This is a genomic window from Azospirillum sp. A29 (genome assembly GCF_042604625.1).
Taxonomy (GTDB): domain Bacteria; phylum Pseudomonadota; class Alphaproteobacteria; order Azospirillales; family Azospirillaceae; genus Azospirillum; species Azospirillum palustre.
Window position 1 is genome coordinate 156,635 of sequence record NZ_CP170462.1, and the last position, 23,079, is coordinate 179,713.

20 protein-coding genes are annotated in these 23,079 nt (G+C 59.5%); 12 read left to right on the forward strand and 8 right to left on the reverse strand.

Going from position 1 to position 23,079, the window contains the following annotated elements:
* Positions 1–64 precede the first annotated feature (64 nt).
* Positions 65–832 carry a hypothetical protein gene (locus ABNQ38_RS08050; RefSeq protein WP_377806607.1) on the forward strand — a complete coding sequence of 256 codons (768 nt, stop codon included), beginning with the start codon at positions 65–67 and terminating at the stop codon, positions 830–832.
* Between the two features lie 38 nt (positions 833–870).
* On the opposite strand, the gene ABNQ38_RS08055 is transcribed toward ABNQ38_RS08050, so the two are convergent.
* Positions 871–2,112, reverse strand: a complete 1,242-nt coding sequence (locus ABNQ38_RS08055; protein ID WP_377806608.1) for a hypothetical protein — start codon at positions 2,110–2,112, stop codon at positions 871–873.
* Positions 2,113–2,792: 680 nt separating this feature from the next.
* Here ABNQ38_RS08055 and ABNQ38_RS08060 point away from each other — a divergent pair.
* Both ABNQ38_RS08060 and ABNQ38_RS08065 read left to right on the forward strand, forming a co-directional pair.
* Positions 2,793–3,863, forward strand: coding sequence for a hypothetical protein (locus ABNQ38_RS08060; RefSeq protein WP_377806609.1), 1,071 nt, complete (start codon positions 2,793–2,795; stop codon positions 3,861–3,863).
* Between the two features lie 407 nt (positions 3,864–4,270).
* Positions 4,271–5,260 carry a response regulator gene (locus ABNQ38_RS08065; RefSeq protein ID WP_377806610.1) on the forward strand — a complete coding sequence of 330 codons (990 nt, stop codon included), beginning with the start codon at positions 4,271–4,273 and terminating at the stop codon, positions 5,258–5,260.
* A 138-nt stretch (positions 5,261–5,398) separates the two neighbouring features.
* Here ABNQ38_RS08065 and ABNQ38_RS08070 read toward each other — a convergent pair whose 3' ends face one another.
* From ABNQ38_RS08070 to ABNQ38_RS08085, 4 genes are all read right to left on the reverse strand, one after another.
* On the reverse strand, positions 5,399–6,349 hold the full coding sequence (locus ABNQ38_RS08070) for a glycosyltransferase family 2 protein (RefSeq protein WP_377806611.1): 951 nt from the start codon (positions 6,347–6,349) through the stop codon (positions 5,399–5,401).
* A 51-nt stretch (positions 6,350–6,400) separates the two neighbouring features.
* Positions 6,401–8,500 carry an ATP-binding protein gene (locus ABNQ38_RS08075; RefSeq protein ID WP_377806612.1) on the reverse strand — a complete coding sequence of 700 codons (2,100 nt, stop codon included), beginning with the start codon at positions 8,498–8,500 and terminating at the stop codon, positions 6,401–6,403.
* Between the two features lie 113 nt (positions 8,501–8,613).
* Positions 8,614–9,144 carry an oxidoreductase gene (locus ABNQ38_RS08080; protein WP_377806613.1) on the reverse strand — a complete coding sequence of 177 codons (531 nt, stop codon included), beginning with the start codon at positions 9,142–9,144 and terminating at the stop codon, positions 8,614–8,616.
* 143 nt (positions 9,145–9,287) lie between these two features.
* Positions 9,288–9,938 (reverse strand): response regulator, encoded by a 651-nt coding sequence (locus ABNQ38_RS08085; protein ID WP_377806614.1) that lies wholly within the window; start codon positions 9,936–9,938, stop codon positions 9,288–9,290.
* A 405-nt stretch (positions 9,939–10,343) separates the two neighbouring features.
* Between ABNQ38_RS08085 and ABNQ38_RS08090 the strand changes: the two genes are divergently transcribed.
* The 8 genes from ABNQ38_RS08090 to ABNQ38_RS08125 all read left to right on the forward strand — a co-directional run bounded on the left by ABNQ38_RS08090 (position 10,344) and on the right by ABNQ38_RS08125 (position 18,835).
* Complete coding sequence (locus ABNQ38_RS08090) at positions 10,344–10,919, forward strand: FlhC family transcriptional regulator (RefSeq protein WP_377806615.1); 576 nt, start codon at positions 10,344–10,346, stop codon at positions 10,917–10,919.
* Positions 10,920–10,994: 75 nt separating this feature from the next.
* Complete coding sequence (locus ABNQ38_RS08095) at positions 10,995–11,231, forward strand: ribbon-helix-helix domain-containing protein (protein ID WP_377806616.1); 237 nt, start codon at positions 10,995–10,997, stop codon at positions 11,229–11,231.
* A 735-nt stretch (positions 11,232–11,966) separates the two neighbouring features.
* Positions 11,967–12,191, forward strand: a complete 225-nt coding sequence (locus ABNQ38_RS08100; protein WP_377806617.1) for a hypothetical protein — start codon at positions 11,967–11,969, stop codon at positions 12,189–12,191.
* Positions 12,192–12,196: 5 nt separating this feature from the next.
* On the forward strand, positions 12,197–13,045 hold the full coding sequence (locus tag ABNQ38_RS08105; protein ID WP_377806618.1) for a hypothetical protein: 849 nt from the start codon (positions 12,197–12,199) through the stop codon (positions 13,043–13,045).
* A gap of 737 nt (positions 13,046–13,782) precedes the next feature.
* On the forward strand, positions 13,783–14,865 hold the full coding sequence (locus ABNQ38_RS08110) for an AAA family ATPase (protein WP_109153176.1): 1,083 nt from the start codon (positions 13,783–13,785) through the stop codon (positions 14,863–14,865).
* A complete protein-coding gene (locus ABNQ38_RS08115; RefSeq protein WP_377806619.1) occupies positions 14,858–15,742 on the forward strand; it encodes a ParB/RepB/Spo0J family partition protein in 885 nt (294 codons plus the stop codon). Before ABNQ38_RS08110 ends, ABNQ38_RS08115 begins: the two co-directional genes overlap by 8 nt.
* Before the next feature lie 326 nt (positions 15,743–16,068).
* Positions 16,069–17,367, forward strand: a complete 1,299-nt coding sequence (locus ABNQ38_RS08120; protein WP_136705928.1) for an ATP-binding protein — start codon at positions 16,069–16,071, stop codon at positions 17,365–17,367.
* Between the two features lie 700 nt (positions 17,368–18,067).
* Positions 18,068–18,835 carry an IS5 family transposase gene (locus ABNQ38_RS08125; protein WP_377806620.1) on the forward strand — a complete coding sequence of 256 codons (768 nt, stop codon included), beginning with the start codon at positions 18,068–18,070 and terminating at the stop codon, positions 18,833–18,835.
* Positions 18,836–18,981: 146 nt separating this feature from the next.
* Here ABNQ38_RS08125 and ABNQ38_RS08130 read toward each other — a convergent pair whose 3' ends face one another.
* Together ABNQ38_RS08130 and ABNQ38_RS08135 are read right to left on the reverse strand one after the other, a co-directional pair.
* Entirely contained in the window at positions 18,982–19,560 is a 579-nt protein-coding gene (locus tag ABNQ38_RS08130) for a TetR/AcrR family transcriptional regulator (RefSeq protein ID WP_377806621.1), read from the reverse strand.
* A gap of 1,290 nt (positions 19,561–20,850) precedes the next feature.
* Positions 20,851–21,096, reverse strand: coding sequence for a DUF4167 domain-containing protein (locus ABNQ38_RS08135; RefSeq protein ID WP_377806622.1), 246 nt, complete (start codon positions 21,094–21,096; stop codon positions 20,851–20,853).
* 696 nt (positions 21,097–21,792) lie between these two features.
* Here ABNQ38_RS08135 and ABNQ38_RS08140 point away from each other — a divergent pair.
* Complete coding sequence (locus ABNQ38_RS08140) at positions 21,793–22,266, forward strand: helix-turn-helix domain-containing protein (RefSeq protein ID WP_377806623.1); 474 nt, start codon at positions 21,793–21,795, stop codon at positions 22,264–22,266.
* Between the two features lie 201 nt (positions 22,267–22,467).
* Here ABNQ38_RS08140 and ABNQ38_RS08145 read toward each other — a convergent pair whose 3' ends face one another.
* A complete protein-coding gene (locus ABNQ38_RS08145; RefSeq protein WP_377806624.1) occupies positions 22,468–23,049 on the reverse strand; it encodes a hypothetical protein in 582 nt (193 codons plus the stop codon).
* Positions 23,050–23,079 lie beyond the last annotated feature (30 nt).

Genomic DNA, 23,079 nt, shown 5'->3' on the forward strand with positions numbered 1-23,079 from the left:
CTTTGAGCACAGACGCCGAACGAGCCACCGTGCCGTCACCAGCCAGAAACAGGAGCTTGATCATATGGCCACTCTGCGATTGATGCGAAACGGCACGATCATCATCGCCGAGCACCGTGAACCGGATCGGATCATGGACGCCACAGACCGTCTCGCTCTGCTGGGCCATGTCCGCTCATTGCCGGAATTCGAACCGGGCCTGACCGTAGCGGAGCTCATGCGGTGCCTTAGGCCTTGGGCTGAGGTGTTGTCGCGCATGGGCTGGTGCGACTTCGACGCCTGGGACCGCGCGTTGGCCCCGCCCCACCTCAGACTGGTTGGCGACACCGATGGCAAACCTACGGCGCAAAACGAGCCACCGGTTGCGGAGATGGTCATCACTCCAACCATCACGGCCACTGCAGAGCGCACCGGACAATGGGCACTCGACATCGCCTGGGAAACGCTGGGAGTTTTCGCCTGGCCCAGAGTGGATGATCACACTGGTCATCAGGACCTCTACTGCTCGCTGTCGTTCTCCCCACCGGCTGAATGGGCGCACCTGCCGATCCGCATCGAACACCACGCCAAAATCAGCAACATGGATTTCGCCGGCACAGGTCGACGGCTCTTCACCGACGCCGTCGCATCGACCAAGCACGCGCCTTCGACGATCGAGGTCTTTCCTTCTTTCCTGGATGCCATCGTCCTCGGCTTTCTCGACGACATCAGCTTCCATGGCAGTCCGGAAGAGACATTGGAAGTGCGGGATGAGGTCTTCGAATTGGCTGAAGGAGTTCGGAACGAAGTGGCGGTCGATCTTAACGATGATCCGGAGCTGCACGTTGACTGATACCGAAATCGGTGCCGACACCCATTGAAGCCATCGTATCAGTCATCTTCGTCACCTCCGGCACCACCCCGCCCCTGCTTCTCCGCCAGCTGCGCCATCGCGCCAGCGCCGGCGGCGATGCGCTCACCGTAGCGGGCGGGCATGGTGGGAGAGGTCCAGTCTCCTGCCTGTTGGATAGCGGGCAGGCCGAACCCGGCGGCCACCAGGTCCTGGGCAGCACCAACCCGCAGGCTGTGGCCCGACACCGCCCCCTCCCCCGGCACGCCGGTGCCCTCCAGCCCCACAGCCTTGGCTCGCTCTTTGAAGATCTCGCCCACCCGCTTGCCGGGGTCCGGCCCCGACACCGCCAAGGGTCCCAGCACAACGTCCGTCCCGCGGGTTAGCCGGTCGGTGCCGATCTGCAGCCACAGGACAGCGCGACAACATTCCAAACGGGACTGCCGGCGCTCCAGCTTCTCACGCCTAGCGGTGTCCCCGCGGCTGCAGCGGCGCACCAGTTGCTCTCCCTCTGCCAGGGCCTCGTCGAGCAGGCTGGTGCGCAGCCGAAGCCACCGCTGCATCAGGGTCATGGTGTCGGGCCCCAACCAGCACCAGCGGCCCTGCCCGCCCTGGTCAGTCTTCGACCGGGACACGAACAGCCGGCCGCTGCCGTCGCGTTCAGCCTGGACATCGGCGACAGTCAGCCGCACCAACTCGGCCCGGCGGCGAAGCGTGTCGTAGCCGACGGCGATCAGCGCCGCATCACGCACCGCCTGTGGCCCCTCTTCACGACTTAGGGCCGCAAGAATCTCCTGCACATCCTCGCGGCGCAGTCCGATCGCCTGGGCAGGGCGCCGCCCGAGGCGGCCAGCGAACCCTTTCATCTCCAGCCGCACCAGCCGGTCCTTGCAAGGGTCCGGCAGGCCGACAGCCTCATGCAGAGTTGCGATGGTGGACTTCCGCCTTGCCACCGTTCCGTAGGCGGCTGGCTGCCCGTCGCGGCCGCCGTTCTTGGAGAGTGCCGTCAGGTAGGCGATCACCGTCTCCGGCCCCGCAGGGACCGCGACCCGGCCGTTGAGTCCGCACCAGCGGATGTAATGGCGGGCATCAGCCCACAAGGCGCGAACGGTGTTGGCAGGCGCGTTGCGCTGAAGCGCCCGCCACCAGGGCACCAAGCGTCGTGCGATTGCGAGAGCGATCGGCGCGTGCGGCAGGATCACGCCGTCGAGGGCGAGAGCGCGATCGTGAGGATTGTCGTCTCTGGCCCCGGTTACGACGGGAAGGAGCGGCTGGGAGGTCATGGATCAGGCGGTCAGAGGGTTAGGGACGGTTGCCGACAGCTCCGGACTTTTCGCATGAACTGGCAGCATTTTGCATGAACCGGCTTACGGAACGGTGGACGGGGGAGGCTATTGAGATGCGGTCTGGATTTCCGCTGGTCCTCATCCAGTAAAGGTTATTTCGCTGGCCGGCACCGGCTTTTCGCACCATGTCGATTTGCTCGAATCAATGGACTCAGATGCCAGCAATTTCAAGTCGTCCGCGTTTCCCAGATCGGTGGAAAATAAACCAGGATCACTGGATTGATGTCCAGGATCACCGGACGATGTCGAAACAGAACGTCGTGACCTTGCCCGCGATCCGCCTCGGCCGCAGCGGGTCACCAACCACCCTACCGCGGCGAAAATGCCGTCATGAACGGGATGTCGGGAAGGTCTGAGGAGCGAAACGTGTCCACCGATCTCGGTTCGAGTCCAGCGATCCTGGGCCGAAATCCGGCCGTTCCCCTCGATTTCAGGCTGGTGTCCGGCGATCCCGGAAAACCGACACCTGACAACGACAACCGGCGACGATAGCCGCCCTCCCCTACTGGCGATAGCGGAAATTATCACCAACATGCGATATCGGCCGTCCGCAGTAGTGGACTAGTCGGCGGTTTTTCGATATTATAAGCCGATAACCACCTGATATAGAACAATACATGCGTTTTCGTTCTTTGGACCCGTTCCCCCTTCTCGCCCCCCTGGAGCGCGCCGCCGTGGCCGTCGGCCGGCTGGCCCAGGCAACCGCCGGGACCCCGGTGCTGGCCGCGTGGCTGCACCGGTCGCGGGTCGAGGCCGTGGCCGAGATTTCTGAGACCCAGGGTCGCCGGGTCGATCCCAACCGTCTGCGCACCTTGCTGGCGCAGGTGCCGACCCGGGCCCAGCGCGATTGGGGCGCCACCATGCTTGCCCTCGATATGATGCGGCAGATGCTCACCGAACCTGGCACGGCCGCTCTCGCCCCGACCGGCACGGATGACGCGCTTGCCCAGATGGACGAGGCCCATGCCTCGGTCGGGTCGGCGGCGCTGATCGCTTGCGGCATTGGCTTCCTTGCCCACCTAGAAGCTGGCGGCGACCGCAGCGGCGCCTGCCTTGCGGTTTCCCGCTTCCTCGCCGCTCAGGGACTGACGCCTCTGCCGCTTCCCTGCTTGAACGGGGTGGAAGCAATACGCCGCGCCGAGCCCCGCGGGGTCTGGTTAGTTGCCTTCCTAGACGGCATGGCTCGGCAGGCGGAGGACGGAGAGGATCGTCTCGTCGCCCTGCACCACCGCTGGCGCAGCTGGCGCCGGCGTGTCGGCGACCGGCGCAGCGACGCCCGCATCCGCCGCGCCGTCGACGCCATGGCGGCGGAAGGAGTGATGAGCCCGGCCCGGCTGGCAGCGCGGCTGCGCTGCGCCACCAGCGCGGCGACCGACCTACTGGAGGAGTTGCAGCGCCTGGAGATCGCCGTGGAGATCACCCGCCGGCGCAGCCATCGGGTGTTCGTGGCCGAGGATCTGGCGCCGATGCTCGGGGAGGTGGCGCCGCGTTCAGAAGCGGCGGTCAGAGCTGTTGCTGCGTCCCCGCTCCTTCCCCCGCCCGCGGTGGCTACCGAACCCGATCGCTGGGTGGAGCCGGCCGAAGGAGTGGACGACGCACTCGCCCACTTAGAGCGGATCCTTAAAAGACAGGACCCACTGCTGGCTCGTTATGGTAGCGCCAACGACAGACTTCTATCGTACGGCTAGATCCGATTTGATCCCGGCTCACATCAACGGAATCAGTTCTTCACGCCGTTCTAATCCTACTACATGTATAGATGAAGTCGTCATTGATAACGCACCTCGGAAATCCACAACCCACGCTTGTCAGTACAAGTCCATGACCGCTCAACATTCCCATGCCACGTAGAAGTCACATCGCAGATTGGCTCCAACCGATTGTTGCTTTTTACTAAAATATCGTCTAAATTACCAGTAAACTTCTTGTTAAGTTCTCAGCTATTATATCAGAAGGAACATTGTGGTTGTCGCTACTCGCTTCAAGCCGCCCAACAACGGGCTTTTTGAAGGGTTACGATCACCTTGGGAATGAGCAGAGCCTTTCGATTAACCCAACCCTATCAGTTGATGAATTTTCGAGCTGTACGACCTAGATGAAAACCGTAGCTGACATTGAGTTTATTGCCAGAGCGATCGACCCTGATGCTTGGCAGAACTATGACGAGAGCAACGGCAACACAGCCACTGTAACTCGCCCACTCTCATCTTTGGCCGCAGCCCAGCGCGTTCTGACTGCTGTGCACGGAACAGGTGGACGGATTGCCGGAGCGTCGCGGCTCTCTTCTGATAATGCTCCCTGTTCAGTGTCCACACCCGACGAGAAAGAGACCGGCACAGTGTGGAAGATCGTCCGCAACCACCCCCCGGAGCGGAGAGTGCTCCTAGTCGAGGATCGCCCTGCCGTATCTGATCTGATCAGCGCATTTCTCCAGTCTGTGCCCAATGTCGCGCTCGAGGTCGAGATCAAGGGCAGCGACGCCATCGATGCCGCTGGTAGGTACCGCTACGATGCTCTGCTGATAAGCACTCAGCTTCAGGACATGGAGGGGTCCGACATGATTGCGTCACTGCGGCGCCTCCCCCTTCCGTTCTGCAGCACACCGATAGTGGCGCTGATCGGAGACGCGAACCCCGCATACCGGCTCGCAATTCTGGCGCTTGGAGCGCAGGAGGTTCTTGCCAGCCCCGTGCGCCCGGACGAACTCCTCAGGGTTTTGGACCGGTCTTTTCCATCGCTCCCAGTCAACGACGATAGGATCGATGGGCATACGCTATCCGCAATGCTACGGGACTTAGGCCAAGAGCATGTGCCCTTGTTCATCGCCAGGTTCGTTTCTGAGACACGAGGCAAGCTTGCCACGATGCGCTCGATCCGCGACCACGACACGATGCAAGCTGAAGCGCACACCCTCAAAGGTACATCACGGTCCTTCGGAGCATTTCAGGTCTCGTTGCAAGCCAGCCAGCTTGAGCACGCATGCCGTACCGGAGCGCCATGGACGACGATCAACGCTCTCCTCGATGCAGCTGAACAGTCGCTCACAGATGCTGAGGCGGCTTACGCTAACTACCAGCTTCTTTGAATGTAAGCGGGGCGTGATTGCACCCGACCAGGCGTTGACGGCGGGCTTCCAGTTCCAGGGGAGCAGATCGGCGGGGCCTGCGGCGGGGTAGCCGTTCACCATGCGCTCCAGGACGTTGCGCAGGTATGCGAAATGCCCTTAGGAGAGCAAGCCCGCCCCCTGTGACGTTGCCGCTTCAACCATGGCCTGGGCTTCCTTCCAGCCTTGCCAGAGTGCCTCGTATTGGATTCCAGCGAGCTGGCGGTGCACAGGATCGTCTGTTTTCGCGATCACTGGCCAAGGCTCCATGTTCTGCTTCCACTTTGCGCCGAACTGGAAGAAGCCAAATCCGTAGCGCCTGAACCGCCGGCGGAAATCCTCCTCGTCTTCGCGAAACCGGTGCCGCACCAACAGATCAGCCGCGTATCCGATCAGGCCGTGAGGGCGGAGACGTAGGCCGAGATCGAGGTCCTCGCAAGCTGCCCGCCGGAAGCGCTCATCGAACCCACCAACCGCTTCAAATGCTGCGCGATTAATGACAACGGACGCGGTCACGAAGCCATCCAGTTGCCCGTCCGGCTGAGCGGGTGGGCTCAGAGTGGATTGGGCGGTGTAGTAGGAGGCGAACAGCCCAGTCGGGTCCGAGGCGATCGGGCCGGTCCACGCCACCGCCGGGCAGATGTGGCCATGGTCCGTCAGTGCCTCCAGGTAGTCCGTATCCGGCCGAACGCCAGCATCGAGGAACCAGAGCCACTGCGTAGATGCCAACTCAGCTCCACGGTTACGCGCTGCGGCTGGCCCGCGGTTTACAGCCTGGACGCACACTTCACCCGCGAGACCAGCCTCGGACGCTTTGCGGACTACATCACTCGTGGCCGCTCCGGCGTCGCTCGACCCATCATCGACCACGATCACCCTGGCCGGACGCACACCAGCGTGGAGTTCATTCAACGCATGTAGGGTCTCGCTGAGACCGTCCGGATCGTCCTTCACGGGAATGATGACTGTAATTTCGAGGGCAGAGTACAGATGCTGCTCAATCGAATAGCTGGGAGGCAACGTCAGTGGAAGCTGCCAACGTGGGGCTTCCGCAGGCAATTTATAGTCCATTTCCTGAACGATCCGCCTATGGTTTTATAACGCCGGCTACCAGTCGTCGGCCTACACAGCTGATGTTCCGGCCAGCACGGACGCTATGACATGACCGACAGTTCTTTTATCTACCGGCTTAGTTATGAATCCGTTAAACCCCGAGCTCTTGCATAGCTCAGCCGCGTCGTCGTGAGCGTTCGCTGTAACCGCGATAATTGGAGTTCGTCCTCGTTCGTCTTGCCGTGCACGTATGGCTCGTGCGGCAGTAATGCCGTCCATAATAGGCATCTGGACGTCCATCAACACCACATCGAAGGATCGCTGTTCTAGTGCCGTAACTGCCTCGGCGCCATTCCCAACGACGGTTACTTCGTGCCCTTCCTTACGAAGATAGAACGAAATGATGTCAGCCATCAAACTGTTGTCTTCGGCGACCATGATCGACAAATTGGTATGGGCTCCACCCGAAGCAGTCCCGCCAGTTCCTTGTCCCGCCGCCTCCGCAAGCGCCGCAGCCAAAGCAGACCGCCGTATAGGCTTCAGGAGAACAGTGCCGGTTTTGCCGATCAACCCATGACTCCTGGTGGAAACCACGCGTACCACCGGCCAGTCAGGCGGTATGCTGCTTTCGATCTGGGCTGCGGCAGGGTGTTCCATATCTAGAACGACCACTGACCGGCTTGGATTATGGCCTGTAGCGAGTTGTTCATTCGCATTGAACACTTCGCACCCAATCATGCGCAGCTTGTTCGACACCGCGTTATGTTCTTCTGACGAACGCATGAAGACCAGAACTGGAGGAAGCCCGTTGAGACGTGCGCTCGTCTCCTGTTTGTCTGTTGCAGACAACGGTAGGGAAAGCCTGAATGCCGCCCCACTGCCGGCAGCGCTTTCGACAGTGACCTTGCCTCCCATCTGGTCCGCCAATCCATGGCAGATTGCAAGTCCGAGACCGGTCCCGCCGAACCGCCTTGATGCGCCGGCATCGAGTTGACTAAACGGCTGGAATAGGCGGGGAATATCCTCGTTGCGGATCCCTGGCCCCGTGTCCTCTACCGAGATCCACAAGTGCCTCCCACCACCGCTGGCCTCAGATGTGAAAACAGACACCTTTACGCCGCCGGCTTGGGTAAATTTCACAGCGTTGTTGACGAGATTCACAACGATCTGCCGAATTCGACCGGGATCGCCCAGCAGTTCGCGGGGCACATCAGGCTCGACGATGGACTCGAGCCACAGCCCCTTCTCAGCGGCCGGCAGCGCGTGCAACTCAAGGGCCCCGTCCACTAGCTCCTCGATGTCATAGGCCTCGTGGACGAGATGAACGGTTGATCCCTCAATTCGCGAAAACTCGAGAACGTCGCTGACCACGGTGAGAAGTGCTGTCGCGGAGCTTTTGACTGCCATCGCCCAGCGGCGCTGCTCAGAACCCGTTGAGCTCCGGTGAAGCAGGTCGGCCATGCCAATTATCCCGCTCATTGGCGTACGGATCTCGTGGCTCATGGCGCCGAGGAAAGCCGATTTCGCTTTGCCTGCTGCCACAGCCTGGTTTCGGGCGTCCTCGAGTTCACGCACGAGAGCCGTCTTCTCGGCGGCGAGCGTTTCCGCTGCGAGCCGAGCTCTCTCCTCACGCTTGATCTGCACGTAGAGCGAGGTAACCAAGCCGAAAGCTGCGAAAGCCAACGCGGCGATTGCCCAGTTGACGTGTGTTAGCTTTTCAACAAGTTCGCTTCTCGCCTCTGCTTTCGAGGCGCTAGCAGTACCATGAATTTCTGCAACCAACGGCTTGAGCTGGGCTTCGGCCTTTTGAACCGCCGCGGACAGTGCTTCTCGGTTTCTACTGTTGAACGGTGCCTCTAGGAAGGGCTCCCAGCTCAAGACCATTTGTTCAAGAGAATTGATCCGCTCGGTCAAAGTGGCGTTCTGCTCAAGAATAAACCAATGGTCGTTCTTAAGAACACTGAACCGGCTCAGAAGAATGTCGTACCGAACCTCTAAATCCCTTTGCTCAGCCTTGCTCTGCTCTGAGCTCCGGACCAGCGCGGACAACCGATAAAACTCAACCTCGAACTGATGGAGCGACCATTGGGAAGACTCGATCCTTTGGTTTGTCTGTGCGTCCAGTTCCTTCGATATTTCACTGTCAAGGTAGGACCACAGGAGCACCATAAGCGCGCCGGTCGCAGCGAGTGCCTGGAAAGCAATTCTGTTCGTGCATCGCCGTGGCTTGCAGCGCAGCCTAATAGTGCTCAACAGTGACCATGGTCGCAGCATTGACAGTTTCACTCAACCTGAATGAACTTCGCCTGCCAAGCGCAACGGGAAAAGTACAGCTCGCTATTCAACGACTTATCATCGTCAAATGGATAAATGATGAAGATCGGCCCCTTGTCGCGGATTGCCATGGTTTTACCATTCCGTCGCGTCGCGAGGATTGGATCGTATTTTACATCTTCGACCGGAATAATCGTAACATAGTCATTCAACGCTGTTACACGCAGAGCCCGACCAGTGGCGCCGACCTGTTTCAGGAAGGTCGACAGTCTGACGCCGGAGAACTCAACCGGGTCTTGGTTCCAGGGCGTCCGCGTCGTGAGACTGGACAATCCCATAGCCTCGAACTCCTCCCTCGTGAAGCTGCGCTCCTGACCGGCGGCGACCGAGCCACTAACGACCAGAATCGGCTCGCTAGCGACCTGCTCAGAACTCTCAGCTGCGTAAGCCGATTCACCGAGACGCCCGCCGTCAAAAGTGACAACGGCGCATCCAACCGAAAGCGAAACGAAGAATGAGCGGTACAAGGCCTTCATCATATTGCTCTATATCCCCTGAGTTAGCGGCGATCAATACACAGTGCGGTTTCTGCGATTAACTGACCGTAGAGACACCAACTTGATCACGATCAGATCGTCCGTTCAAAGTGGCGGCAACGTTACATCTCTGCACCTGCTCTTCATTACCTGACAGCCGCAGCTATAATCTCTGAACGGCTTTTCGCCCCAAACTTTTTCAATACTGAACTAACATGCTCTTTAACCGTCACTTCCTTTACCGCCAGTCGCTCTGCTATTGCCTTATTGCTAAGACCCTGAATAATCAAAGAATGAACTTCTTTCTCGCGGGCACTAAGGTTCACGGCCTCACTGCTACCCCGCTGGCCCAGCACTCCTAGATGGCTGTCGGGAGCCTTGTTTACTCTGCGAGCCACAGGACGAGGATAGGATGCCATCCCAGATACCAGCAACTGCATCGCTGCAACGAGGGAATTTCTTGCCAAAGACTTCGGAATGTAACCAGCCGCACCTTTCGATAGCGCTGCTTGAACAATAACTTCATCCTCCTCAGCCGAAATAATGGCGACGGGAGTATCCGGAATAATATTTTTTATCTTATCAATACACGAAAATCTGTCCTGTCCTCGACCAGCCATACCGGGCATGTTCAAATCCAACAAAATCAAATCAAAGGACTTATCACTATCAACGACCTTCATCGCGTCGTCGAGATTTGCTGCGCCCACAACTTCGCTTCCGGGAATTTCTTCGTTAAGCAAACGGACCATAGATTCAAACATGAACCAATGATCATCTGCCAGCAGTATCCTCATTATTTCATTCCATCTTTGATATGCGATGCCCTCAAAAGCGAGGGCACTATATACAGCCTCCCCGTATGGTACAACGCCCTACCCCCTCCGGCGGGGTAATCAAGTCGCCGAAAGGCTGGTTGGCTCTGCGACTGCTGAAGCAACTCCACCGTCATTTTTTACAGATCCGACATCGGCCTACGGGCCGGTAAGTCCGTTTTTTGCCTTAAATACAATGCGTTATCGGAAATATGCGCGAAGTGTGACAAAGTTGAGCATTTTTCTGTTGCAGCGCCGACTGCCTCACAGGTAGGGTCACCCCTACCCCTTCTTAAGTAGGGGTGTAACCCACTTGGTCGGGGTGTCGTGGACGCTCTCCACCAGCTCGCGAGCAACTTAACCGGTGCACCACAGGAGCATCTCTGAATGTCGGCCGCCTCACTGCCACGACCTGTCGTTGCCTCCTCGGATGCCGATCTGGCTGCGCGCATGATCCTGCGGTGGTTTCCGCTGCCGGTTATTCGCCTACACACCGGGCTCGCCAATGACACGGTCCGGGAGTTGTACCGGCAGTTTCACGACACGCCGCCCTCGCCCGCGGTTCTCCCGCAGATCGCTGATCTCCTGGGAACAGCCAGCTCGGCGCGTCAGGCCTCGATCTTCCTGAGCCACTATGCCCGCTTGGCGGGTAGCACTGCCTACCGACGGGTCGACGTGAATGCGCTCATCGTTTCCCACGATTTGCACCTCGCATCACGAGACCCGAACACTGCCGAGGCGACGACTATCGCTGCAGCTTGGGTGCTTGCTCGGGAGCTACGCTCTCGGACCATTTCGTTCAAGGCTTGTGAGTGTGGGCGCGACCATCTGATCCACGACGAAGTGGCAGCTCCAATGTCGTGCCCACACTGCGGAGCGTCCTTGGCAAAGGGCCACGCTGCCGTACATGACCATACTTGGCGTGATAGCGCCGGCATGGATATCGCAGCCTGCTTCAGCTAGTGTGCGGCGCCGGCGGGCCCTACTACGTTCAACGAGCGACGGCGGCAGGCTGCTATGAAAACGAATAAAGTCGCCATGGTGTTCACCCTCGGCGAACGGCGGACTAACGTCGAGCTTGAGGAAGAGTTCTGGGGCGCGCTTCAGGATGTCGCAGCTCGCCAGAACACCGACCTTGCCGTCCTTGTCGAGCGGCTCAACCGCCGCCGTGGGGCTGATAGCCTGCCTTCGGCGCTGCGCATGTTCGCAGTCGCCTATTACCGGTCAGCGGTTGAAGCGCAAGAAGCCGGCGCAATTCTTCTCCGCGCGAACTGAACCCCTGCCCGTGGTCCTGACGCCCATCACTTTGCTTGCGACCCAGAGCGATGGATGAGGTTGGGGGCCGCTCCGGTCAGAGGTCGCTCATGCTCAAGGGCACCTGCTGTCGCGGGGCAGAGCAATCTAGGTGCTTGGCACAATCATCTGCCGCATGCTGCCGCTGCGGATAAGGACACCCGAGCGATCCCCAGTCCGCCGGAGCGAGCTTCAGGTCAATGGTGCACTGCAAGGCATTTACGCCCCGCAGCCTGCCAGCAGCCTTCATGGAGCGTAATTGCCCATTTCGCGGGGCCACTATACGCCGCTGCCCAGCTACATGCGTCCATCCCCGACGCCAGCACATGGCGGTATGCCTGAAAGGCTTCGAAAAGCGCCGTCTTTCTCCGGCGCGGTGACCAAACCCCGCTGCTAGGATGCTGCGCCAGAACTGGAGGACGCAAGATGATCGCGTGGGTGCTACGGAATAAGGGTACACTGGTCGCGGCTCTGGTAGTTATCTACCATCCAATCAGTGCAATCTATTACCATATGAACCGTGAGAGATATCATGAATTTCTAAAGGCTAATCCTAGCGAGTTCGCCTTTCTTGCCGATTACATCGACACACCTCTTTTCCGGTCTCTTGAAGTGGCAATCATGTGGTCTCCTACCGTAATTATCGCTTATGTGGCCCTCGTCATGGGCACCTATTGGTACTTTCACGAGCGCAACTCGGCTGGTGAGTAAGGCTGCATGCTGACCATCTCCGATCACGATTTCCGCCCGCCCCGCCTGACAATCCAATATGCCTTGACGGCCCTGCACCTGTGGTTCACCGACCGAATTAGCCTCGCCACCCTCCTCCTTGCTCTTCGCCATCACCCGGCCGCTGTCGCCGGCAAGGGCGGCAGTCACATCATCGATCAGCAGGCAGCCGGAGCTTACTTCGGCTCCGAACCGGCCCGGAGCAGCGAGTAACCGCCATGAAAAGCTGCCTTCGCAAGGTCCTTTGCATCACCGGTGCCGTTATCCTCGCGGTGCCTGTAGCAGTGGCCGGAGTGGGCGTTGCCACCTTCACTGCCCTCCCCTTGATTGCCTCCGCGCTGCCGCTGGAGTTGTCCCGCATAATGCTGACGGACGGCACACGCCAGGTTGAGATGCAGGGCATGATCCACATCGCTTCGCCGGAGTTCTACCGCGACGTCGCCGATCTAGTCGCTCGCCGCCGGGGCGAAGGCTGGCTCGTCTTCTACGAAGGCGTCCGCGACGACGTCGGCCGCGGCAACGGTGCTTTCTCCGATGTCCTAAACAGTTTGGGAGGTGCGCCAAACCTCCTAGAGGATACTGAGGCACATCCGTACGAAACGCTCGCGCCGGCACTCGGCGAAGGACTGGTTCTCCAAGACAACGATGCCATTGTTGGCCGACCTGGGCCGGGTGTGCGCAACGTGGATGTGACGCTATCTGAGCTGCTCGCGGAACTCCCCCCTACCCCACCGTCCGCCCACGACCGCCAACCTGACGCGCCATTCACCTTGGCAGAAGCGCGGGAAGTATTCGACACCCTCCCCGGCTGGGTTCAGGACCGCGTGCGCGCCGCCTTCCAGATCCTGCTCTCCACCACGACATCAGGTCGATACGCACACGCGGTGCTCCCGCCGGCGATCACGACGTTGCGTGAACAGCGCGTCGCTCGGGCGATTGAGGACGCGCGCGACCGCAGCATCCTGGTGCTCTATGGTCAGCTCCACATCAATGCGATCTCATCTCACCTGATAGCCGCTGATCCGGCATGGCGGATCGTATCGACTGCTACAGTAAAGCCGTTCTGATCGTCTTGCCTCATGGAGTGAGGTTGAAGCGGACAACTGACTCATTCACCGCGGACGCGCGCAAGAGTAGCTGCGCCGTGGGCTCTCTCCTGGCCTTCAAAACCGGCTCCGCGCGAGGTCGTAGCGGCGCAGCTTAGCAAATGTGTGGCCGGGGTCGATAAACGTCGTAATTTCTACCTGACGGTGGATGCGCAGCCGGGCAATCTGCACGGCCTTGTCCTTTAGGCTAGATTGAGCGCGCCGCGCCGGGCGGGAGGTTACACCGGCTTCTTCGCGAGGACCTTAATCGCCCCACTGGCGCCGTGCGCTGACCGTGTCACGCCCTTCCCTTCCCCTTCTTCCTTGGCCCCTACGGCAGGCTCCGGTTTCGCGCTGTACCTCCCGTGCCCGCACTGAACTGCATTCCTGTGAACCGCCAGAGCACTTTTCAAGAATACAAACGCGCAGCGCAAACCTACTAACGCGTTATGTGACCAGCCAGAGCACCTGTAGTGGCATCGCTCATTGCTCGATGCCTGTTTGAGCTCCCACGGATGCGGCTGGACGCCAATGTCCGCTGCCCTTGCTGTTTACCCGACGTCGGGTAAAACGAATCCCGCAGGGTAAACGTGATCGTGACCGTTTTGCCGCACTTCGCTTGTACGCGTGACGCATAGACGGCACGCTGTTGACGCACATACCGCCACCTGCGATGCTCCGACCAGACCACCACCCTATGAGAAGAATGAGGCCGCGTGATGGAAGGATTGACGCTGAAGGCGGTGCGTGAGCAACGCGGCGCATCTCAGGCCGAATTTGCGGACTGGCTGAACGACGGCATCGGCCGAAGCTATGACCGGGCCCGCATCAGTCGTTGGGAGTCTGGTGGCGAGAAGATCCCAGCGGCCGTTGCCAACTTCGTTCGAGCCAACTCGAATGCAGCTGAGGGAAAGCTCGTGCCCGGTTTGCGCGAAGCCCTCCTGGCCAGCAGCGACAAGCTATTTGGTGTCACGTCCAATCCGCCGGCTCACCAGACTGCATGCGTGGTTCTTGCGCTTGCCAACCAAAAGGGCGGCGTAACCAAATCTACCAGCTCCTGCAACCTCGCCTTCCTTTTGGCCGAAATGGGAAAGCGCGTTCTGCTGATTGACGCCGATCCGCAAGCGAGCTCGACCCAGAGCCTCGCGGTTAACCCGATGCAGTTGGAGGCCGAACAGCGCTCCCTCACCCACTTCTTGCTCAATGAAGGCGCTGATCCGGTGCACTTCCCGGTGAAGGTTTGCGATGGCGCCTTCGACCTTATCGGCTGCTCGATCACCCTGGCGCAGGCCGAGGGCCAGCTGAAATTCGGCCAGACGCAAGGCGATAAGGTTCTCGGCGAACGCCTTGCCCCTTTGAAGCCATCGTATGACGTTATCATCATCGACTGCCCACCGCATCTGGGGGGGCTCACGGAGAGCGCGCTTATTTCCGCCGATCAGGTCCTGATCCCCACGATCTGCGAACCGATGGCAGTGCTCGGTGTCCCTCACCTCATCAAGACCATCCAAGACGTGAAACGGCGCGGCAACCCGAAGATAGAGATCCTAGGGATCCTGCCAGCCATTTTCGAGCGCCGCTCAACTATCGACGTGCAAACCCTGGGCGATCTGCAGGCTGCGTTCGGCGCGCACATCAAGGTGTGGGACCCGATCCCGAAGCGCAAAGACTTCGCCAAGGCGGTTCAGACCGGCAAGCCCTTGTTTGCCATCGTGCCTAAAGCCGACGGTATCGAGACTTACCGCTCCATCGCACACGCCCTGCTCGCTAAGGCCCCTGCCCTGGAGACGACGAATGGCTAAGAAGTTCGCTAACACCAACCCGGCATTCGGTCTCGCAGCGGCATCGATCGACCTTGACCGCGTTACAAATCCCGATTTTCCGGAGATCAACAAGGTCCCGCTCGCGGACATACACCCAAATCCGAACCAGCCGCGGAAGACCTTCGATGAAGCCGAGCTCGCTGGCCTAGCAGCCAGCATCGACGGGCATGGTCTGAAGCAGCCAGTTTTGATCCGCCGGCGTGCTGAAGGTGGCTACATGCTGGTGGCCGGCGAACGCCGGTTCCGAGCCCACCAACTGCTCGGGCGAGATAACATCCTCGCGATCATCGTGTCGGACCGGGAGGATGTGGAGGTTACCGCTCTTGTCGAGAACCTTCAACGTGTCGACCTCACGCCCGTCGAGAGCGGTCTCGGTCTCGTGCGACTGCAAGAGCGCGCATTGGCTAAGGGAGAGAAGCTAACCCAAGAGGACCTCGCGCGCTTTATCGGTAAAAGCCAGTCTGAGGTCACCCGCCTGCTGAACATCGTCAAGCTCCCCTCGGCCGTCCTGGTCGAGTACGAGGCCATTCATAAGGAGGTTTCGAAGTCGGCGTTGTCGGAGCTTCTTGGTATCGACGACGAGGCCGTGACGATGCGCCTTTGGGACATGGTCAAGAACGGCGCGAGCGTTGCAGAGCTTCGCAAAGCAAAGGCCGCTTCCCGGGGCGACGACAACTCTGCTCCCGAGGCCGCGACGGCGCCTAGGGCTGCGCCCATTGAGAGAGCCCGAAAGCAGTGGCGCACCATGGCGACCAGCTTGTCCAAGCAGGAAATTCGATCCGAGGACCTGTCCACTGACGATGTGGACGATCTTCGGCGGTTGCGAGATGCGATCACCGGAATCATCGGGGAGTGACTGCGCTCGTTGGGCGCGCGGGATCTGTCCATAGCTCGTAGAGGCGACCATTTACCCGACGTCGGGTAAAAACGGGTGGAAAGGGGCGGTGCGCCCGCCCCTCACCTTTTACCCGACGTCGGGTAAAGTCTGAGCTATAGGGTGCACGGCTCACAGCTGGGCACGGTCCCCCTGCCCCAACCCACGCACCGTCGTATGCGAACAGTTGACGCCGGCTGGTCCGTAGAAAGACGCCGGATTTCAGCGTCTTTCGGAGCCGCGCGACCCAACGCGATATCTCTATTATCCGCCCCGTACAGCGAACGGACGTAGCGGGAGTGGGCGCAGTGCGGATCAAATTCGGCACCTATAAGCCGGCTGAAGGCCCGGAAGAGATTCCAGTGTTCTGGGACTCCGAAAAGGTCATGAACTCCCACTTCACGGTGATCGGCCCATCAGGGTCGGGAAAGACCACCCGCCTGCGCCGGCTTATGGCCGGCATGTCTTTGGTCAACTCGCGGATCAGGTTCGTGGTCCTCGATCCCCATGGTGACATGGGCGTTTCGGGCGAGGACTCATTCCGGTTCAGCGCCACGTCCGATCTAGGACTGAACCCTCTCACCGTCCGCGAGGACCCGGACTACGGTGGCGTCACTCGGGCCATCGAAACCTTCCTAAAGACAATCAGCCGGACCAGCCGGCCGCTCGGCTCGAAGCAGGAGCACACCCTCCACAACATCCTACTCGACCTCTACGCCTACCTCGGCTTCCACGCTGACCGGCCTGAAACGTGGAACCTGCGCTATGATGACCGGCGTAATCCTGAGATGCCCAAGCGACACCCCACCGTGAAGACGCTCAAGTGGTTCATGGAGCGCAAGATGACCCAGGTGTTTCTGGGCACCAGTTCAGAAACCGTTGCCGCGCTCGACGATCTCAGCCGCAAGCTGCGCTCGATGGATCGCGCAATCAAGAAGGAGATCCGTGGCGAGGAGACCAGCGTGGACATCGACAAGCTCAAGGACAGATGCCGTGAGCTGTTCGAGCGGTTCCTTGAAGGTATGTCCGATGGCCAGGAGGTCAGCGCACTGTTCCGCTACGGGAACAAGGAGGTCCTCCAAAGCTGTTACGAGCGGATCTGCAATCTGGAGCGCTCCGGACTGTTTCGAGCCGATACATACGAGTTCGATCCAGCAGCAGCGATCTGGCGCTACGATCTGTCAGCGCTTTCGTCCGACGGCCAGAGGATGGCGGTCGATTTCATTCTGGATGACATCTTTGCAGCGGCCCGAGGAGAGGGTCAGAAACCAGAGACCGTCATGTTCGTCCTTCTCGACGAAAGCCATAAATTTGTGTCGCCTGAGGCTGATCATATCATCAGCGTATGGGCTCGAGAGGCACGTAAGTTCGGGCTCGGTCTGATCCTCTCATCACAGAACCTGACGGACTTTCCCGACGAGATCCTCGCACAGATGGGAACAAAGTTCGTGCTTGGCGTCGACCCGATCTTTCTGGATCGCGCCGCCAAAAAGCTGAAAGTCGAACCCCGACGCTTAGAGGGCATTCAGACGCACAAAAGCTCCATCATAGCCATCAAGAACAAGGGAGACAGCGGCACCCGATGGCTGGACATGACGCTGGTTTAAGAGCGGCAGTCCCTGCGAGCGTTACTGCGGCGGCCCCAAAATGCCGCCATGGTTTTGTACCATTGACCACGCTGCAGGTGACCGTATGACTTTATCGTTCAACTTCTGCCATGGCAGACGCATCCCGATATCCGGGCTGGCCCTATACTTGGTCGGGCACTGACGGACGCGACTGCAGCCACTGCTACATGCTGTGGCGTGTCAGGGTCGGCTCCAAGCCGTTCTTGCAGATGATCGACCCAAAACCGTCCACGGCGAACGAGGACACCCGCGACCGAACAGTGACGCGTATTTAGAAATGGGGCAGGGCGGTGAGCTTTGGCGCGCTCTGCATAACGAAGCTGTCCGCATTCCGGTCCGCGCGCGCAGGCGTAATACGCGAGGCGGCCGCCCCCAGCCGACCTGGCAAAAATTGCTAATTAGGCACCATCTCCCTGAGCGACGGCCTTGTGATTGCGGCACGAGGAAACGGAGGGGAGTTTTTGGGGCCGTCTCCTCTTCCTCGCCAAAAGGATAGGGAAGGGAAGAGGCCACCGCAGCTTTCCGGTCGTGGTACGACCGCGAACGAGGTGCTGATTGACCCGCAAGCCCGCGGTAACCGCTAAGAGGCGGTTTCCAGAACCTGGCATACGATGAAACCCCTCCGGAAACCCACTGATCTGCTGTCGGTTTCCTGTGCCTCTGGCACAGAGAGGCAGGTATGGGACCGATAGTTGCGAACTTGGTGGCGGGCATCATCGACCGGATCGAGGATCGGCCTGTCGGCCCTGGGCGTCCGCCGATGTCCACCGTGGAGGTCATCGAAACACTCCGCTTCTTCCTGCGCGAGGGCGTCCAATGGCGCGAGCTGCGGGCGGCGGACGGGCGTGCGTCGGGTTCGACCCTGCGCCGCCGTCTGGATGAGTGGCACAGGACTGCGTTGCTTCGGCGAGTTCACGCCGTCCTTGTCCGCATGGTGCGCTCCGGTCCCGACGCTGCCGCTTGGGACGTCGTGGTCGACAGCTGCTCGGTACGGGCCAAGCACGGTGGTGAATTGACCGGACCGAACCCGACCGACCGCGGCAAGCCCGGGACCAAGTTTCACATTGTGGTCTCAACTGATGGACTACCGCTCGCGGCCATCCCTTCGCCCGCAAATGTGCATGACAACAAGCTCTTCCCGGACTTGCTGCGCCTAGCTCAGGTGGTCTGCGCCGCCATCGGCAGGCTATACGCCGACGCAGGCTACGACAGTGCCGACAATCGTTGGCTCTGCTTACGTGACGGGATTCAACCGTACATCCGCAAGATCGGCGAGCCCCACGGCTCCGGGCTCGGCAAAATCCGATGCGTTGTCGAACACGGCTGCGCTTGGCTGCTCGCGAACAAGCGCCTGGATCGACGACAGGATCGGTCGGGGCGGATCATCCACGCCCTGCTCACAGCAGGGGCCATCTTCATCATCGCTAACCGCCTCAGTACATTCTAAAAACCGCCCCTAACGAAGTGCCGGTAATTCGAGTTTGAGGGTCCGGTACCTTCTCCATCTGCCACGCTGCACTTTGTTGGACTACATAGCGACTAACAGATCAGAACCCTACTCTATAAGCCACACCTATAGCATTGACAATACAGTCAACGTAGAAATGCTTCTAACGTCAGTCGCAGTAGTCGGCTTGTCTTTGGACCTCCTGCTCGCTCAACGAACTGGCCATCAGCCAACACAAGAAGTATAGTTGCTCCAATCTCCTCTGGCGTGCCCGGCAGACGACTGTCGGGAAAGAATCTGGTCAGTGCCTCGCCAGCTTGACACCAGAACGATCGTAATTTAGAAAAATCCTCATTCGACAATAAGCTATTACTCTTTGCATTGTAGAGAGTTTTTACAATAAGGTGGCTAAATTCATTTTTGTCTATGCCCCGATCCGTCCATTCGCAAATATTTCTTATTAAATCATCGCGTGAATTTGATTCTCTAATAATAGAAATTAGACTCTTCTCAACCTTGGCAGATTCATCAAGAGCGATCTTGAGATAGATCGCATCTTTTGATGGAAAGTGAGCATAAAAAGCACCCCGGCTATAACCCGCATGCTCCGCGATCTGGTCCACTGTTATCGGGTCAAAGCCAAATTTCAGATAAAGCTCCACCGCTGACTTAAGCAACGTCTCACGAGTCTTCGCCATACTCTCTAAGCGGCTCAATCGTGCCATTTTCACCCCATCGAGTTGACATGCGTATCGAGATACACTAGTATCCGAATTCGTCAGTCACAGTTTACTGCGGAGACACCGTGCCACAAAGAGCCAAACAGCGACCGTCCGCCTTCACATGGCGGGATCAGGTTTTCGGGTGCAACATGATCGCTAGGACAATTCAAACGATTGCTGTAATCATCGTTCTTAGTTTCGCTGGCGCTACCGTGGCTTGGCTTGTCAAACATCATTAGTCGTCCTTTCACGCGCCAACGTCCATTACACTAAAGTTCTTGTAGAGTTGTTGTGCTTGAGCCAAGTCGTCTGCACTGCCATCAGCAGACTCTACGCCGACGTAGCGTATGACAGCGCCGACGATTGCTGGCGCTGTTTCCGCCACGGGACTAGGCCGCACACCCGCATGGCCCGCAGAGGCCAAGGCTCAGACTTCGGTGGGGCTGACTGCATTGTTGAGCACAGCTCCGCTTGACTGCTCGCAAACAAACTCCTTGATCAAGCATCAGGATAGGCTCGGGCGGCTGGTCCTCTCATTGCTCGCTACCGCCATCCTCATCATCGCAAACCGCCTCAGTGCATTCTGAAAACCGCCCTTAAGTGACAGACGACATCCGGCCGCGTCCTTGAAACCGAGGAAAGTTGAGATGTCTCATGCCTGCCAAGCGTCCGCACCGCCCTTGCTGGCCGACTTTTACCCGACGTCGGGTAAAACGTCGCCTCGACGAGCCAGTGCGACTTTGAACCTGTCCGGTCGCACCTATGCGCGTGCGATGCTGCGCGGCTTAAGGCAGAGGGCGGTGCCGGAGGCAAGCCGTGCCTCCCGGACCTCAGGTTTTTACCCGACGTCGGGTAAAACGCCGCCTCGACGATCTATGAAGACCTATGAACTGTCGGGCGCAACTCATTGGCTTCGGGTTCAGCACTCAAAAGGAACTGGAGCGCGGGTACTGCCGGCTCGGCGATGGCTCCCGGCGGGCAGCACCGATTTTCAAGACCGTTGATCCTGCTTCGGTAGCAATCGAACCTGACTTATTCAGCTATGAGGGCTGTCCGCTCGCAGGCTCACCGCTTGGCGACGCCCTTGAGAAAACTGTCGGCACTGAAGGGCAGGGCGGACAGAAGCAGGTGGGCCCCCTGTCGGCTCGAAGTACGCAACGCAAAGCTCTTGGATCACCTGGCACAATCAACTGCGTCGCGGTCGAACAGCATGTCGTCCATTTGGCGAGTGCCGTCTGCCGTGCTTTGCACTCTACGCCCGGGCTATGCTGCCTCCGTTCTCCGCAGAGCCCCTCATTCCTGTCCTCGTGACACGCGAAAGAAATGCTCGGCGTATTGCCGACACAACTCTGCTTCGACCGCATCGCCACTACGCTCCGCGTCAGCTGCACGGGCAAGCCATTGAGCTTGTTTCTGCTGTGCCGTTCCATTCACTCGGCTCGCCGGCCGCACGCCGCCCTGAGAGAGGCTGCTCTGTGACCGTGCCGTGCCGAATGCAGGCCTCGAAAACTGCTTTCCCATGGGCTTTGAGACTGACATTCTGTTTGCGTCTTTCTGGTCAGGTGCGCTTGAGTGTTTTCAAGGTGCCGACAGCATACCACCGCTTCCGCTGACCTGGGCAATCAACTGCCAAAGAGCCATCCAGCCGCTACTCGCCGTCATTCCTAGCCTCGTGGACTTTGACCCCGCGACTGACCAGCACCTTCTCCAGCGCATCCCCGACATAACCTTCCCGATCCTCTTCAATGCTGAGCATTGGGGGCGATGCAGTCACAAAGCGCCGATGGCGAAACCGAGGCCCATTTCCTCAACATACTTCTTGGAAAGGGCTTTGGGCCGCTCCGAAGCGCTCTATCCATCGCCGCGCTAAAGCGATATCGCTCATTGACCCGTTAACAGATATCTCTTATTTTGGCCTCGACGACCAGTGGAGTGAAGCCATTGGCGACCTCCCCCGTCAGAAGCAATGAGTATGCACAGCACTGTGAAGCTGAGCCCTCTCGGCCCCATCTGTGAGTTCGGCAGTGTCGCCGCGCGCGGCTTCAAGGCCGCTTTGGAGGCGCATAACCGACTAGATTACTTCGGCCACGAGGTAGCCTTCCCGGCCGGGTGGGCGATGATCCCAGGTAGTGCATCGCCCGGCGCCGGTCTCCTGAATCCGGCATGCCTTACCACAGCCCCAGTGTCACCTTTCCAAATGCCCACTGCAGCCGCTGCATAAGGAGTTCACCTACGATGAGCAACGATACCAAGCCGAAGCAGACCCGCGGCCGCAAGAAGCAGGGAGCCAACCCGATTGACGCGCATGTTGGGGCTCGCATCCGGTTACGTCGAACCCTTCTTGGTATGAGTCAGCAAAAACTGGGGGAGGCCATTGGTCTCACCTTTCAGCAGGTACAAAAATACGAGCGCGGGGCGAACCGCATCAGCGCGTCACGCCTATTCTATCTAACGCGCGTGCTTGATGTGCCCCTGTCCTTCTTCTTCGATGACATGCCGTCTCATGTTGCGGCGGCCCCGGTCGACGAAGACGGCGCAGCAGTGATCGGCGAGCACTCCGGCACCGCCTACGAGCCGGATCCGATGGTCAAGCGCGAAACTCTGGAGCTGGTCCGTGCCTACTACACCATCAGCGACCTGTCCGTGCGCAGGAGCCTGATCGACTTGGCGAAGGCTCTAACGAGGTTGAGCTCTTCCGATCCCGGTTAAACTCAATGTCGCAACTACGCAGCGACGACCAAGAGCCCGCCGCGGATGACCTTCAGGCGATCACCGCCGGGCTCAAGGGAATTTCAAGATTTTGCTAGGCCGCCCGACCGGCACCGGCGCACGGGCAGCTTCCCGGTGCAGGTCGGCGACGCACAGCATCTCTGGCCAAGTGCGAGCGGCATCAAGGCACTCTTCCTAGGCTTAGCGCTCCGCGGTCCATGGCATGACGCCATGCAGGAGCGCATTAAGAGCCAGGGCACGGTCACGATAGATTGGCGCGGGCTTCCCATCCCGGCGCACGCCACGCGCCCAGTACGCAGGCGTTTCAACGCTGCTCAATCCAAGCATGGCCGCGATTTGCCGGAAGGGAACGGGCTTGCCCAATTCCAACTCCTGTCCCATTTCCGCCCGCCACCGCTCAAAATCCTCGGGCGGCATCACGCCTTTCTTCTCGTCCCACGCGAACGGCGGCAGTCCCTCCGCAAGCGCTGCACAAGCCAAGGACATGTAGGCGGGGATGGTCGTGGGCGTGTTCGTGCCACGCTTTGCGCCTCGCAGCATCTCGTCGATGCGGCTCATGCTGAGACCCAGTTCTTGCGCCGCCTTGGAGTGGGTCCACTGCATCGTGTGCAGCCACCAAACGAAGGCTTCACTGGTCATGATCGCCGCATTAACTGCTCTGGGCATCGTCGTGTCCGAAGTCGAGGTCATGTTTCCGACCGTTACCACGGACGGGCCTGAAGTCCCAGTGCGGGTGCGATCGGGCGGCATTATGCTGGTCATTCGATGTCCTTGTGCGACGCCCATCGATCC